This window comes from Pseudomonas sp. Z18(2022), from assembly GCF_036346535.1.
In the GTDB taxonomy this organism is placed as follows: Bacteria; Pseudomonadota; Gammaproteobacteria; order Pseudomonadales; family Pseudomonadaceae; genus Aquipseudomonas; species Aquipseudomonas yamanorum_A.
In genome coordinates, this window is sequence record NZ_JAOTOA010000003.1 from 129371 (window position 1) to 142669 (window position 13299).

A 13299-nucleotide genomic window follows, 5' to 3' on the forward strand; every position below is an offset into this window, starting at 1 on the left:
GCTTTAAGCCTGTCTCGATTGCGGCTTGCGCCGCACGTAAAGGGTTTTGTCGACCCGCGCCACCAGGGTGCCGGAGCCGTCATGAATCTGCACCTTGAGCTGCGGCAAGTACTTGTCGCCGCTGGCGGTGTGCTGGCGAATCTCGTCCAGCAACACTTGGTCGATGGAAAATTCGGCATACACCGGGCCTTTGCCCGGCGAGATGAAATCGATGCTCGCCGCCTTGTCCCAGACAATGTAGTCGCGGCCCAGGTTCTCCATCAGCATCAGCATGTAGAACGGGTCGACCATCGAATACAGGCTGCCGCCAAACTGCGCGCCGACGTAATTGCGGTTGTACCAGCCCAGGCCCATGCGCACCTTGACCTCGCGAAAATCGCTGCCGATGTGCAACACCCGCACCCCGGCGCCGAGGTACGGCGGGTACAGGGTCATGATCCAGCGCAATAGCCGTGCCTTGCCCAGGCGCTGGGTCAGCCACTCACGCATCGGGGCGGGTGCCCAGGCCCATGGCCTGACGCGCAAACCAGCGCTTGGCCGGCGGCAGCAAATCCAGGCCCAGCAGGCCCATGTTGCGGCCCAGCGCTACCAGCGGCTGGGCACTGCCAAACAGGCGGGTGACCTGATCGGAGAAGCCGACGGTGATTTTCTGGTCCAGGCGCTGACGCTCGCGGTACGCCTGCAAGGTCGCCAGGTCGCCCGGTACTTCCGGCCCGGCCAACAAGGCCTCGGCCAGGGCATAGGCGTCCCGCAGGGACAGGTTGAAACCCTGCCCGGCAATCGGGTGCAGGCTGTGGGCGGCATTGCCGAGCACGGCCAGGTGAGAGCGCACTTGTTCTTCGGCTTCCACGAGGGTCAACGGGTACAAGTGACGCGCGCCGACCTGCTTCAAGGTGCCGAGGCGGTAGCCGAACACGCCCTGCAACTCGCTGAGGAAACTGCGCTCGTCCAGCGCGGCCAGGCGCTGGGCGTCCATGCCGATGCGGGTCCACACCAGCGCGCAACGGTTGTCCGGCAACGGCAGCAAGGCCATCGGGCCTTCGTCGGTGAAACGCTCGAAGGCCTCGCCGTTGTGGGCTTCGCTCGGGGTGATGTTGGCGATCAGTGCGCTCTGGTTGTATGGCCGCGTTTTAACGCCGATCCCCAACTGCTCGCGCAAACCGGAGCGGCCGCCGTCGGCCAGCACCGCGAGGTCGCATTCAAGTACGGTTTCATCATTGAGGGTCAGGCGGTAGCCATCGGCAAGCGGCTCCATGCGAGTGACTTCCGCCGGGCAACGCCAGCTGACCACTTCCTTGTCCAGGCCTTGCCACAGGCATTGGCCGAGCCAGGCGTTTTCCACCACATAGCCGAGGGCCGGCACGCCTTCTTCCATGGCCGACAGGCGCGCGGTAGAAAAGCGGCCACGGTCCGACACATGAATCTGCTTGATCGGCTCGGCGCGGCGGGAAATCTCCTGCCACACCCCCAACCGTTGATAAATCTGCCGCGCGCCAAAGGACAGCGCCGAAGAGCGCGCGTCGTAGCTCGGCTGGTAGCTGTCGCCCGGGGCAAACGGCTCGATCAGCACGATCTTCCAGCCACGAGCCTTGGCCCCGGCCTGCAACGCCAACGCAAGGCTGGCGCCCACCAGGCCGCCGCCGATAATCGCCAGGTTGACCCGGCTCATCGGGCGCTCGCCATCAGCGCTTCAATCTCGGCGACGGCCTTGGGCACGCCACCGGTCAGAATTTCACAGCCTTGCTTGGTCACCACCACGTCGTCCTCGATGCGTACGCCAATGCCACGCCATTTCTTCGCCACGTTCTGGTTGTCGGGCGAGATGTAGATTCCCGGCTCCACGGTCAGCGCCATGCCGACTTCCAGCACCCGCCACTCGCCGCCTACTTTATATTCGCCGACATCGTGCACATCCATCCCCAGCCAGTGCCCGGCGCGATGCATGTAGAAGGCTTTATAGGCTTCGCTGGCGATCAACTCGTCGACGTCGCCCTGCAACAGCCCAAGCGTCACCAGCCCGGCGGTGATGACTTGCACCGTCGCCTCATGGGCCTGGTTCCAATGTTTGTTCGGGGCGATTTCGGCAAAGGCGGCTTCCTGGGAGGCCAGCACGATCTCGTAAATCGCCTTCTGCTCGGCGGAAAACTTGCCGCTCACCGGCCAGGTGCGGGTGATGTCGCTGGCATAGCAGTCGATCTCGCAACCGGCATCGATCAGCACCAGGTCGCCGTCCTTGAGCACCGCGTCATTCTGCTGGTAATGCAGGATGCAACTGTTGCGCCCCGAGGCGACGATGGAGCCATAGGCCGGCATCTTTGCCCCGCCCTTGCGAAACTCGTAGTCGAGCTCCGCTTCCAGGCTGAACTCATACAATCCGGCGCGACTGGCCTGCATCGCCCGCACATGGGCCGCGCAGGAAATCCGCGCGGCCTCGCGCATCACCTTCACTTCCGCCGCCGATTTATACAGGCGCATGTCGTGAAGCAGATGATCCAGGGCAACAAATTCGTTCGGTGGCTGGGCGCCGAGGTGCGCTTTAGAGCGGATCACGTTGATCCACTCCATCAGGTGCCGGTCGAACTCGGCGTTGCTGCCCATGGCCGAGTACACCCGGTCGCGGCCTTCGATCAGGCCGGGCAGGATGTCGTCGATATCGGTAATCGGGAATGCATCATCGGCGCCGAATTCGCGGATCGCGCCTTCGGTGCCCGCCCGCAGGCCGTCCCACAGTTCGCGCTCGGCGTTGCGTTCGCGGCAGAACAGCACGTACTCGCCGTGCTGGCGGCCGGGCATCAGCACGATCACCGCTTCCGGTTCAGGGAAGCCGCTCAGGTACTGGAAGTCGCTGTCCTGACGATAGACGTGCTCGACGTCACGGTTGCGAATGGCAACCGCGGCTGCCGGCAGGATGGCGATGCTGTTGGGTTCCATCTGCGCCATGAGCGCCTTGCGGCGCCGGGTGTATTCCGCTTTGGGGATATGGATCATGGGCAGATGGGCTTCCTTTCTTAGTGCAACGAAGGCTTGGGTGCAGCGGGCTCAGCCGATTTACGGGTCTCGGTGAACAGCAGCAACGGCGCAACGCGCAGGTATTCCATGACTTCCATGTAGTCGCTTTCGCCGTCTTCGGACTCTTCCAGGGCGTCTTGCACCTGGGAGATAGCGGCCAGGTCTTGCAGCACTTCCTGGGCATCGGTGCTCAGGTCGAGGCCGCCGGCGTTCACGCCAAAGCCGTGGAGAAAGCCCTGGCACCATTGGCCCAGTGCCGCAGCGCGCTCGGTGAGCGGTGCGTCATCGGTAGGCAGCAGCAACACGACGGTGACGTCATCACCGGTCAGCTCGCCTTTGACCATCTCTTGCAGGCCGATGAGGGCGTTGCGCACGTTTTCGGTGGGCTCGGTTTCCAGCAGCTCGGCGACGTCGGCCAGCCAGTTGTCGGCGTCAAAGCCGACACCGGTGCAACTGCGGCCCAGCAGCACGCCGTGCAGTTCGGCAGGCGAGCAAGGATGACCGCTGGAACTCAGCAGTTTGGAAAAAGCATCGTACGGGGAGTTCTGAATAGGCATGGTGAGCTAGGCGCCAGACGGCGCAATGTCTAGAATGAAGCGCTGTATCCTAGCATCGGCAGACGTACCAAGACTATCGAGGGCGTCAGATCGTTTATCCAGCAGTTGCCATTCATCAGACAAATCCAGTGGAACCCAATGGAAGACACCGACCTGCAAGCGCTGATGGCCAGACTCGAGCTGCTAATTAACCGGGTCGAGCAACTTAAGAGCCAAAACGGACTCCTATTAGCTCAGGAAAAGACCTGGCGCGAGGAACGCGCTCACCTCATTGAAAAAAACGAAATCGCCCGGCGTAAGGTCGAATCGATGATTTCGCGCCTGAAGGCCCTGGAGCAAGACTCATGAGTTCAAGCAATAGCGTCACCGTGCAGATTCTCGACAAAGAATATTCCATCATCTGCCCACAGGAAGAACGCAGCAATCTGGTGAGCGCTGCCCGCTACCTGGACGGCAAGATGCGTGAAATCCGCAGCAGCGGCAAAGTCATCGGCGCCGATCGCATCGCCGTGATGGCCGCACTGAACATTACCCACGATTTACTGCATAAGCAGGAACGGCCTGACGTGCAGGCCAGCGGCTCGACGCGCGAGCAGGTACGCGACCTGCTGGAGCGGGTCGATCTGGTACTCTCTACCGATCCAGAGCCACCCAAGGGCTGATTGCGGCGTCGGTTTCGGGTATACTCGCCCCACTCCCTGGCGTGCTTGCCAGTCGGCGATGTCCCTGAGCCGATTCGCACTACCCTGGAAGTTACACGTTGGGCTGGTGTGCATGTCCGCTAGACGGAAAGCCTTAAAGCCTACTGTTTCTTCCACCTTGAACTTTCGGGTTCAAGGGCTAAGTCGACAGCGGTTCTGTCGGGGAGCCTGATTCCCAAATCCAATGCCAGTCTTAGGACTGGCATTGTTTTATGAGCCGAAAACCATGACCGAACCTGCGCTGCTTTCCCGCCCGCAACTTCGACGCATGCTGCGCAAAGCCCGCCGCGCCCTGACGCCCAGCGAGCAACGCCAGGCCGCCCTTGGCCTGTATCGGCAACTGGCACAGCACCCGCTGTTTCGCCGGGCCAAACACATATCCTTATATCTACCCACGGACGGTGAAATCGATCCGCGCCTGCTGCTGCGCGCCGCACAGCGCCGGGGCAAGGCGACGTATCTGCCGGTGCTCAGCGCGTGGCCGCGAACCAAGATGGTGTTCCAGCGAGTGCGGCCCGGCGAGAAGCTGAGGCCCAACCGGTTTCGCATCCTCGAGCCGCAGGTGAATGTCAGCCGCCAACGCAAGGTCTGGGCGCTGGACCTGGTGCTGCTGCCCTTGGTCGGGTTCGATGATGTGGGCGGACGGCTGGGCATGGGCGGCGGTTTTTATGACCGTAGCCTGGCCTACATGGCCCGCCGTAAATCCTGGCGCAAGCCGACGCTGCTGGGCCTGGCCCATGAATGTCAGAAGGTCGAAAGATTGGCGCAGGCAAGCTGGGATGTACCGCTTGAGGGCACAGTCACCGATAAGGATTGGTATATGGCAGAGACGCTACTGGAATCAGCAGCGCCTTAAAGACGGGTCAGCGTTTGAACGGTTGCTGCTGTTGCTGTGCGAGCTCAATCGGTGCGTCAGTCTTGTTCGACCACAAGCTCTGCGCATAGCCGGTGGTCACAACGCCCAGGCCGAACAAAATAACCAAAATCCATAGTAAATCCGGTTTGCGTTTCATCGATTGCCCCCCTTCAGGCATCTTGCACACGATGACAGCAACGTTCCATTAGTAGTCCGTGCCAGCTGCGTCAAGCTCAAAACCCCGGCATTCTGCGTTAACGTGAACCAACACGCAAACCTTGACGCCAACCGACTGTCGGTTTGTCATAAAATTGCAGGACAACTTTCCCAATCGCCTTTTGAGGAGCGAAAACATGGCCTATTGGCTGATGAAATCCGAGCCCGATGAACTGTCCATCACCGGCCTGGAAAAGCTCGGAGAAGCCCGGTGGGATGGGGTTCGCAACTACCAGGCACGCAACTTCCTGCGGGCGATGGCGGTGGGTGACCAGTTCTTCTTCTACCATTCCAGTTGCCCGGAACCGGGGATTGCCGGCATCGGCAAAATCGTCGAGGCGGCCTACCCGGACCCCACCGCGCTGGAGCCTGACAGCCATTATTTCGACGCCAAGGCGACACCCGAAAAGAACCCGTGGAGCGCAATCAATGTCGCCCATGTAGAGACCTTCCCCAAGGTCCTGGGGCTGGGCTACCTGAAACAGCAAACCGCCCTCGCCGAGTTGCCCCTGGTGCAAAAAGGCAGCCGCCTTTCGGTGATGCCCGTCACCGCCGAGCAGTGGGCCGCTGTGCTCGGCTTGCACTAAAAGGCAGAACCCTGCGGTCACGCCCGTGGCGCATGCATCTGCGCGTCAACCGGGTTAGGCTTGCGCTTCATTTGACCCGCATCAAGGGCCCTCGGGCAGGATCGGTCAAACTAGGACGCTAACGCCGCAGGATGCACCCATGTCGACGAACCACCGCACCTCCCATCTTTTCGCCATTCCATTGATTGTCTTGCTGCTGGCCGCCGGCGGCTTCGGCTATTGGCAATCCACCCAGGACCGCCTGCCCGAAGGCTTGAGCATGGGCAATGGCCGGCTGGAATCGACCGAAGTGCAGATCGCCACCAAGATCCCCGGGCGCCTGGCCGAAGTACGGGTGGACGAAGGCGATAAGGTGCTCAAGGGCCAGTTGCTGGCGCGCATGGACACCCGCACCCTGGAAGCCCAGCGCGCCCAGGCCGAAGCCGAAGTGCTGCGGGCCAAGGAAAATTTCGCCGCCGCCGAAGCCAATGTGCAACTGCGCCAAAGTGAACAACTGTTGGCCAGCCAGGAACTCAAGCGCACCCAGGAGCTGTACAAACGCGGTTTCGCCAGTGGCCAGTTGATCGACCAGCAGCAAGCCAAGCAGAACACCGGCAACGCCGCCGTAATCGCGGCCCAAGCGCAGGTCAATTCGGTAAAGGCCGCCATCGGCGCCGCCCAGGCCCAGGTCGCGCAACTCACCAGCGAAATCGAAGACAGCAGCCTGCGGGCGCCCATCGACGGCATCATCCAGCTGCGCCTGGCCGAGCCCGGCGAGGTGCTCGGCGCCGGTGGCCGCGTGTTGCTGCTGATCGACCCCAACGACCAATACATGAACCTCTACCTGCCCGCCTCGGTGACCGGCGCACTGACCGTCGGCAGTGAGGCGCGGATCCTTCTCGACGCCCTGCCGAAGCAACCGTTGCCGGCGAAAATCAGCTTTGTCGCGGCGAAATCGCAGTTCACCCCCAAGGAAGTGGAAACCCGCGACGAGCGCCAGAAGCTGGTGTTCCGGGTCAAGCTACGCCTGACCCAACCAAGCTCCGTGCCCCAAGCCAAACCGGGCATGCCCGGCGCCGGCTATGTGCGCACCGCTGACCTGGACTGGCCGGCCAACCTGCAATGAGCGGCCTGGCGCTGCACGCCACGGGGATCAACCATCGCTACGGCAAGCAACAGGCGCTGATCGACATCGCCTTCAGCCTGCCCGCCGGCACCCGCTGCGGGCTGATCGGCCCGGACGGCGCCGGTAAGTCGAGCCTGCTGGGCTTGATCGCCGGGGTCAAAAAGCTTCAACACGGTGAGCTGGAAGTGCTCGGTGGCTCCATCGAAGACCGCCGTCACCGCAACAGCCTGTACCCGCGCATCGCCTTCATGCCTCAAGGCTTGGGTGGCAACCTGTACCCCGAACTGTCCATCAGCGAAAACATCCGGTTCTTCGCCACGCTGTTCGGCCTGTCGAAAGCCGATTGCGACCAGCGCATGCACAACCTGCTGCTGGCCACCGACCTCGCACGCTTCGCCGAGCGCCCCGCCGGCAAACTCTCCGGCGGCATGAAACAGAAACTCGGCCTGTGCTGCGCGCTGATCCACGACCCGGATCTGTTGATCCTCGATGAGCCCACCACTGGCGTCGACCCGCTGTCCCGCCGGCGTTTCTGGGAACTGGTAGAAACCGTACGCAGCGAACGTCCACAGCTGACATTGCTGGTGGCCACGGCCTACATGGAAGAAGCCGAGCAGTTCGAACACTGCCTGATGCTCGACCGCGGCAAGCTGATCGCCGACGGCCTGAGCAGCGAACTGGCTGCCGCGACACCCAGCGGCAAGCTGGACGAAGCCTTCACCCATTTCCAGGGCGACAGCGCCCATAACAACGAACCGCTGGTGATACCGCCACGGGAAAGCGACAACACCGACATCGCCATCGAAGCCCACGACCTGACCCTGCGCTTCGGCGATTTCACGGCAGTGAACAAGGTCAGCTTTGCGATTGGCAGGGGCGAGATCTTCGGCTTCCTCGGCTCCAACGGCTGCGGCAAGACCACCACCATGAAAGTCCTCACCGGGCTGATGCCCGCCACGGAGGGCACCGCTACGCTGTTGGGCAACCCGGTAAATGCCAAGGACCTGGCCACCCGCAAGCGCGTGGGTTTCATGTCCCAAAGCTTCTCGCTGTACGGCGAACTCAGCGTGCGCCAGAACCTGGTTCTGCACGCGCAGTTGTTCGACCTGCCCAAGGTCGAGAGCGGCCAACGTATCGACGAGCTGATCAAGCGTTTTGACCTGGGCGACGTCGCCGAGCAGCCTTCCGGCGAGTTGCCCCTGGGTTTGCGCCAGCGCTTGTCCCTGGCCGTGGCGGTGCTGCATCGCCCGGAAGTGCTGATCCTCGATGAGCCGACCTCGGGCGTCGACCCGGCCGCGCGGGATGATTTCTGGCGGTTGCTGATCGAGCTGTCCCGGGAACAAGGCGTGACGATCTTCCTGTCCACCCACTTCATGAACGAGGCCCAGCGCTGCGACCGCATCTCGCTGATGCACGCAGGCAAGGTGCTGGCCTGCGACACACCGGATGCGCTGCAACAGCAGTTCCACGGCGACACCCTGGAAGCGGCGTTTGTCACCTGCCTGGAGCAAGCCCAAGGCGCACCTGAAGCAGCAGCCGCGCCCGCCGAAACCGTCAGCGAACCCATGGCGCCGCCCGTCAGCAAACGCGGGTTCAGCGTCGCCCGCCTGTTGGCCGTCGCCAGCCGCGAAGGTAAGGAACTGCTGCGGGACAAGGTGCGCATGGCCTTCGCCTTGCTGGGTGCGATTTTCATGATGGTGATCTTCGGCTACGGCATTTCCCTGGACGTGGAAAAGCTCGCCTTCGCCGTCTACGACCAGGACCAGACGCCACAAAGCCGGGCCTATCTGGAGGCGTTTCGCAGTTCGCGCTACTTCGCCGAGCAGCCGCCGATCACCGACGCCAACGAACTGCACAAACGCCTGCAACGTTCGGAAATCAAACTGGCGCTGGAGGTTCCGCCGGGGTTCGGTCGCGATCTCTACGCCGGTCGCCAACCTGCCGTGGCCGCCTGGCTCGACGGTGGCATGCCGTTCCGTGCGGAAACCAGCCGCAATTATGTCGAGGCCGTGCATCAGGCCAATCTCCAGCAACTGGCCGAGCTGAACAGCACACCGCTTAACCAGCAGGCCGCCGCCAAACTGGAAACCCGCTTTCGCTACAACCAGGACGTGGTCAGCGTGAACGCCATCGGCCCCGGCGTGATGGCGCTGATCCTTGCGTTTATCCCGGCGATGCTCACCGCCCTGGGCATCGTGCGCGAAAAGGAGCTGGGCTCGATCACCAACTTCTACGCCACGCCGCTCACCCGCCTGGAATTCCTGCTGGGCAAGCAGGCGCCGTACCTGGCAGTAAGCCTGATCAACCTGGGGCTGCTGGTGGCAATGAACCGCTGGCTGTTCGGCGTGCCGTTCAAGGGCAGCGGCGTGACCCTGGCCTTTGGCGGCCTGCTGTATGTGCTGGCCACCACCAGCATGGGCCTGCTGATTTCCGCGTTCACCCGCACCCAGATCGCGGCGATCCTGGGCACCATGATCATCACCAGCCTGCCGACCATCCAGTTCTCCGGGCTGATCGTGCCGCGCTCGTCCCTGGAAGGCGCCGCCGCGTTGATGGGCATGTTGTTCCCGGCGGGTTACTTCCTCGATATTGCGGTGGGCACCTTTACCAAGGCCCTGGACCTGCGTCAGCTGTGGCCACAGTGCCTGGCGCTGTTCGGGTTTTTCCTGGGGTTTACCGGGCTTAGCCTGATCATGCTCAAGAAGCAGGAGGCCTGAGATGCACAAGTTCGCCCATATCCTGCGCCTCGGCATCAAGGAACTGACCAGCCTGCGCCATGACAGCGTGTTGCTGCTGTTCCTGTTCTACGCCTTTACCGTCGCCATCTATATGCCTGCCGCCGGTTCGGTGATCGGCGTGCACAACGCCAGCGTGGCCTTTGTGGATGAAGACCACAGCGCGCTGTCCCGGCAACTGGCCGAAGCGCTGCAACCGCCGGAATTCCAGGCAGCGGTGCCGTTGCCGTATGACCAGTTGGACAAGGTGATGGACAGCGGCCAGTACACCTTCGTGATCAATGTGCCGGCGAATTTCCAGGCCGACCTGTTGGCCGGGCGCCAGCCAGCGGTGCAGGTCAACGTCGATGCCACGGCCATGAGCCAGGCATTTATGGGCGCCGGGTACATCGGGCGGATTTTCCAGCGGGAGTTGCTCACCTATGGCAACCAGGCTGACGCCGCCCAAAAGGCACCGGCGCTGCTGACCACCCGGGCGCTGTTCAATACCAACCTGGAGGGCGGCTGGTTTTTGGCGGTGATTCAGATCGTCAACAACATCACCATCCTCGCCATCGTGCTGACCGGCACCGCGCTGCTGCGTGAGCGCGAACATGGCACCCTCGACCATCTGCTGGTGCTGCCGCTGACGGCGCTGGAAATCATGCTGGCGAAAATCTGGAGCAACATGCTGGTGGTGGTGCTGTGCACCTGGCTGTCGCTGGAAGTGGTGGTGAAAGGCTTGCTCGGCGTGCCGCTGGCCGGCTCGCTGACTCTGTTTTTGCTGGTGACGGCGCTGTACCTGTTTGCCAGTACCGCCTTGGGTATCTTCCTCGCCACCCTCGCCCGCTCGACGCCGCAGTTCGGCTTGCTGGCGATCCCGGTGATTATCCCGATGCTGTTGTTGTCCGGCGGCAGCACGCCGCTGGACAGCATGCCGCAATGGTTGCAATGGGTAATGCAGGGCTCGCCGTCGACGCACTTTGTGAGTTTGAGTGCGGCGATTCTGTTCCGGGATGCGGGGGTGAGCGTGGTGTGGCCGGATTTGCTGGCGCTGGCGGGGATCGGGCTGCTGTTTTTTGCGGTGGCGTTGATGCGATTCAGGAAGAGCCTTGCCTCTTGAGAGCGATGCGCTCTTGTGGCGAGGGAGCTTGCTCCCGCTGGACCGGGCTGGCGCTCCAGTGCGAAGCGCTCCCAGGATTTTGGGGCCGCTGCGCAGCCCAGCGGGAGCAAGCTCCCTCGCCACAGGAGCGCCCTTTTACCAGACGTCAATTCCGTGGTGTTACTGGATGATCAGGTTGTTGAACAACAAATCCTCAACCACCGGCTTGCCGGTTTCGTCGTTCATCACTTGCTGGGTTTGCTTCAGGGCTTCCTGGCGCAGTTTTTCCTTGCCGTCGACGCTGCTCATGGCGTCGCTGGTCTGCTGGGTAAACAGCGCCACCAACTGGTTGCGAATCAACGCATCGTTGGCTTTGACGGCAGCGGCCGCCTCGGGACCGGTCACCCGCAGGGCGATATCCGCCTTGAACACCCGCAGCTTCGCGGTGCCGTCCAGGCCGTAGTTACCGACGAACGGCGGGCTCAGGCTGATATAGCTGACCTTCGGCGCGTCGCCTTCTTTGGCTTCTTCGGCCTGGGCTGCCATCGGCAGTGTCAGGGCCAGCATCAACAGGATCCACGCTTTCACAGTTCATTCCTCAATTCGGTTGCCCAGTAGCATAACGCTAGCAGCCCTGAGCACAAGCTTATGGCGGCTTATCAGGCCGGGGCATGCTCGTTGACCCGTCGCCCCGCCCACCTACACTTATCGGCCAACACGCCAAAAGGAATAGTCCGATGAAAGCTGTGCTGTGCAAAGCCTTCGGCCCCGCCGAAACCCTGGTGCTGGAAGACGTCGAAAGCCCGGCGATCAAGAAGAACGAAATCCTGTTGGACGTGCATGCCGCCGGGGTGAATTTCCCGGACACGCTGATCATCGAGGGCAAATACCAGTTCAAGCCGCCGTTCCCGTTTTCACCGGGCGGTGAGGCGGCGGGCGTGGTCAGCGAGGTCGGCGAAAAGGTCAGCCACCTGAAAGTCGGTGACCGGGTGATGGCGCTGACCGGCTGGGGCAGCTTCGCCGAGCAGGTCGCCGTGCCGGGCTACAACGTGCTGCCGATCCCGTCGAGCATGGACTTCAACACCGCCGCCGCCTTCAGCATGACCTACGGCACCTCGATGCACGCCCTCAAGCAGCGCGCCAACCTGCAACCCGGGGAAACCCTGCTGGTGCTCGGTGCTTCCGGCGGCGTCGGCCTGGCCGCGGTGGAAATCGGCAAGGCCATGGGCGCCCGGGTGATCGCTGCGGCCAGCAGTGCCGACAAGCTGGCGGTGGCCAAGGCCGCCGGTGCCGATGAGTTGATCAACTACAGCGAAGCCAGCCTCAAGGACGAGATCAAACGCCTCACCGGCGGCAACGGTGTGGATGTGATCTACGACCCAGTGGGCGGCGACCTGTTTGACCAGGCCATCCGTGGCATCGCCTGGAATGGCCGGCTGCTGGTGGTGGGTTTTGCCAGCGGGCGTATTCCCGAGCTGCCGGTGAACCTGGCTCTGCTCAAGGGCGCGTCGGTGGTCGGCGTGTTCTGGGGCTCGTTTGCCCAGCGCCAGCCCCAGGACAACGCGGCCAACTTCCAGCAACTGTTCGGCTGGTTTGCCGAGGGCAAGCTGAAGCCGCTGGTGTCCCAGGTGTATCCACTGGAGCAGGCGGCGCAGGCGATCAATGACCTGGGCCAGCGCAAGGCTGTCGGCAAGGTCGTGGTGCAGCTACGCTGACCATTGTTTCATTTTGTCCACGAGGTGCCTGGGCCCATGATCGGCCGAGGCACTCACTCATTGGCAGGAAGAATAATGGTCACACGGTTGCGCGCGCTGTTCCTGGGAGTATTGATGGTGGTGTCGGCCCAAGCCCTTGCCCATAAAGAGGACAAGGACGTACGAGGGCTGAGCAATGTGACGGTTCTGATCGTGCGCCATGCGGAAAAACCCGATGACGGCCCGTTGCTGAGCCCCAAAGGCGAACAAAGGGCGGCGGCCTATGCCAGCTACTTCGACCCCTTGCTGTTGAACGGTATCTCGGTGGTGCCTCAGCGGCTGATCGCCACCAGCGACAGCAAGGAAAGCTCACGCCCGCGCCTGACCCTCACGCCCCTGGCCCAGCGCCTGCAACTCCCGCTGGAAACACCCTACGCCGACAATGAAGTGGGCAAGCTGGTGAAGTCGCTGCGCAAGTCCAACCAGGCCCAGACCGTACTGATCGCCTGGCACCATGGGCATATCGACAAGCTGATCGAAGCCTTTGGCGGCGACGGCCCGGCGCTGACCGGCATGAAAAAATGGCCGGAAAATGTGTATGACTGGCTGATCGTGCTGCGCTTCGACGACCAGGGCCAACTGGTGGAATCCCGCAGCCAGAAGGTCCAGGAACACCTGCTTCCAGGCGATATTGCAGCCGCCAACGGCGGCTGAGCCGGATCGCTGCCTGTGGCAAGGGAGCAAGCTCCCTTGCCTCA

General features: G+C 62.6%; 15 protein-coding genes and 1 other RNA gene. 10 read left to right on the plus strand and 6 right to left on the minus strand.

The features are described 5' to 3' along the window. Positions 1 to 3 precede the first annotated feature (3 nt). Genes V3W39_RS08645 through V3W39_RS08660 form a run of 4 tightly spaced genes read right to left on the minus strand, consistent with a single transcriptional unit; the run spans position 4 to position 3566 of the window. Positions 4 to 489 (minus strand): DUF4442 domain-containing protein, encoded by a 486-nt coding sequence (locus V3W39_RS08645; protein WP_330212502.1) that lies wholly within the window; start codon positions 487 to 489, stop codon positions 4 to 6. Then, positions 482 to 1669: a 2-octaprenyl-6-methoxyphenyl hydroxylase gene (gene ubiH, locus V3W39_RS08650; protein ID WP_330212503.1), complete on the minus strand. Its 1188-nt coding sequence runs from the start codon at positions 1667 to 1669 to the stop codon at positions 482 to 484. The genes V3W39_RS08645 and ubiH overlap by 8 nt, the downstream gene beginning before the upstream one ends. Beyond that, positions 1666 to 2988, minus strand: a complete 1323-nt coding sequence (gene pepP / locus V3W39_RS08655) for a Xaa-Pro aminopeptidase (RefSeq protein ID WP_259195517.1) — start codon at positions 2986 to 2988, stop codon at positions 1666 to 1668. The genes ubiH and pepP overlap by 4 nt, the downstream gene beginning before the upstream one ends. A gap of 20 nt (positions 2989 to 3008) precedes the next feature. Continuing rightward, positions 3009 to 3566 carry a YecA/YgfB family protein gene (locus V3W39_RS08660; protein WP_003213952.1) on the minus strand — a complete coding sequence of 186 codons (558 nt, stop codon included), beginning with the start codon at positions 3564 to 3566 and terminating at the stop codon, positions 3009 to 3011. Between the two features lie 138 nt (positions 3567 to 3704). Between V3W39_RS08660 and V3W39_RS08665 the strand changes: the two genes are divergently transcribed. The 4 genes from V3W39_RS08665 to V3W39_RS08680 all read left to right on the plus strand — a co-directional run bounded on the left by V3W39_RS08665 (position 3705) and on the right by V3W39_RS08680 (position 5123). Further along, positions 3705 to 3914: a TIGR02449 family protein gene (locus V3W39_RS08665; protein ID WP_003213954.1), complete on the plus strand. Its 210-nt coding sequence runs from the start codon at positions 3705 to 3707 to the stop codon at positions 3912 to 3914. Next, a complete protein-coding gene (locus tag V3W39_RS08670) occupies positions 3911 to 4228 on the plus strand; it encodes a cell division protein ZapA (RefSeq protein ID WP_003213956.1) in 318 nt (105 codons plus the stop codon). The genes V3W39_RS08665 and V3W39_RS08670 overlap by 4 nt, the downstream gene beginning before the upstream one ends. Before the next feature lie 30 nt (positions 4229 to 4258). Next, positions 4259 to 4437, plus strand: a non-coding RNA gene (ssrS, locus tag V3W39_RS08675) — 6S RNA. Between the two features lie 56 nt (positions 4438 to 4493). Next, complete coding sequence (locus tag V3W39_RS08680) at positions 4494 to 5123, plus strand: 5-formyltetrahydrofolate cyclo-ligase (RefSeq protein WP_330212504.1); 630 nt, start codon at positions 4494 to 4496, stop codon at positions 5121 to 5123. A 7-nt stretch (positions 5124 to 5130) separates the two neighbouring features. Here the strand turns inward: V3W39_RS08680 and V3W39_RS08685 are convergent, their stop codons facing one another. After that, positions 5131 to 5280 carry a hypothetical protein gene (locus V3W39_RS08685; RefSeq protein ID WP_177043791.1) on the minus strand — a complete coding sequence of 50 codons (150 nt, stop codon included), beginning with the start codon at positions 5278 to 5280 and terminating at the stop codon, positions 5131 to 5133. Positions 5281 to 5476: 196 nt separating this feature from the next. Here V3W39_RS08685 and V3W39_RS08690 point away from each other — a divergent pair, with 196 nt between their 5' ends. The 4 genes from V3W39_RS08690 (at position 5477) to V3W39_RS08705 (ending at position 10868) form a co-directional block, all read left to right on the plus strand. Continuing rightward, positions 5477 to 5926 (plus strand): EVE domain-containing protein, encoded by a 450-nt coding sequence (locus V3W39_RS08690; protein ID WP_259195516.1) that lies wholly within the window; start codon positions 5477 to 5479, stop codon positions 5924 to 5926. Positions 5927 to 6065: 139 nt separating this feature from the next. Next, on the plus strand, positions 6066 to 7031 hold the full coding sequence (locus V3W39_RS08695) for an HlyD family secretion protein (RefSeq protein ID WP_177120001.1): 966 nt from the start codon (positions 6066 to 6068) through the stop codon (positions 7029 to 7031). Further along, on the plus strand, positions 7028 to 9748 hold the full coding sequence (gene rbbA, locus V3W39_RS08700; protein WP_177043788.1) for a ribosome-associated ATPase/putative transporter RbbA: 2721 nt from the start codon (positions 7028 to 7030) through the stop codon (positions 9746 to 9748). The genes V3W39_RS08695 and rbbA overlap by 4 nt, the downstream gene beginning before the upstream one ends. A 1-nt stretch (position 9749) precedes the next feature. Then, a complete protein-coding gene (locus V3W39_RS08705) occupies positions 9750 to 10868 on the plus strand; it encodes an ABC transporter permease (protein ID WP_177112415.1) in 1119 nt (372 codons plus the stop codon). 159 nt (positions 10869 to 11027) lie between these two features. Here V3W39_RS08705 and V3W39_RS08710 read toward each other — a convergent pair whose 3' ends face one another. After that, complete coding sequence (locus V3W39_RS08710; protein ID WP_177043786.1) at positions 11028 to 11435, minus strand: flagellar basal body-associated protein FliL; 408 nt, start codon at positions 11433 to 11435, stop codon at positions 11028 to 11030. Between the two features lie 149 nt (positions 11436 to 11584). Between V3W39_RS08710 and V3W39_RS08715 the strand changes: the two genes are divergently transcribed. After that, positions 11585 to 12562, plus strand: coding sequence for an NADPH:quinone oxidoreductase family protein (locus tag V3W39_RS08715; RefSeq protein WP_330212505.1), 978 nt, complete (start codon positions 11585 to 11587; stop codon positions 12560 to 12562). Between the two features lie 75 nt (positions 12563 to 12637). Beyond that, positions 12638 to 13255: a flagellar basal body-associated protein FliL gene (locus V3W39_RS08720; protein WP_177043784.1), complete on the plus strand. Its 618-nt coding sequence runs from the start codon at positions 12638 to 12640 to the stop codon at positions 13253 to 13255. Positions 13256 to 13299 lie beyond the last annotated feature (44 nt).

Coding starts and splice junctions, on each gene's coding strand:
- V3W39_RS08645 (WP_330212502.1), bottom strand. CDS start 489: ATGCGTGAGTGGCTGACCCAGCGCCTGGGCAAGGCACGGCTATTGCGC.
- ubiH (WP_330212503.1), bottom strand. CDS start 1,669: ATGAGCCGGGTCAACCTGGCGATTATCGGCGGCGGCCTGGTGGGCGCC.
- pepP (WP_259195517.1), bottom strand. CDS start 2,988: ATGATCCATATCCCCAAAGCGGAATACACCCGGCGCCGCAAGGCGCTC.
- V3W39_RS08660 (WP_003213952.1), bottom strand. CDS start 3,566: ATGCCTATTCAGAACTCCCCGTACGATGCTTTTTCCAAACTGCTGAGT.
- V3W39_RS08665 (WP_003213954.1), top strand. CDS start 3,705: ATGGAAGACACCGACCTGCAAGCGCTGATGGCCAGACTCGAGCTGCTA.
- V3W39_RS08670 (WP_003213956.1), top strand. CDS start 3,911: ATGAGTTCAAGCAATAGCGTCACCGTGCAGATTCTCGACAAAGAATAT.
- V3W39_RS08680 (WP_330212504.1), top strand. CDS start 4,494: ATGACCGAACCTGCGCTGCTTTCCCGCCCGCAACTTCGACGCATGCTG.
- V3W39_RS08685 (WP_177043791.1), bottom strand. CDS start 5,280: ATGAAACGCAAACCGGATTTACTATGGATTTTGGTTATTTTGTTCGGC.
- V3W39_RS08690 (WP_259195516.1), top strand. CDS start 5,477: ATGGCCTATTGGCTGATGAAATCCGAGCCCGATGAACTGTCCATCACC.
- V3W39_RS08695 (WP_177120001.1), top strand. CDS start 6,066: ATGTCGACGAACCACCGCACCTCCCATCTTTTCGCCATTCCATTGATT.
- rbbA (WP_177043788.1), top strand. CDS start 7,028: ATGAGCGGCCTGGCGCTGCACGCCACGGGGATCAACCATCGCTACGGC.
- V3W39_RS08705 (WP_177112415.1), top strand. CDS start 9,750: ATGCACAAGTTCGCCCATATCCTGCGCCTCGGCATCAAGGAACTGACC.
- V3W39_RS08715 (WP_330212505.1), top strand. CDS start 11,585: ATGAAAGCTGTGCTGTGCAAAGCCTTCGGCCCCGCCGAAACCCTGGTG.
- V3W39_RS08720 (WP_177043784.1), top strand. CDS start 12,638: ATGGTCACACGGTTGCGCGCGCTGTTCCTGGGAGTATTGATGGTGGTG.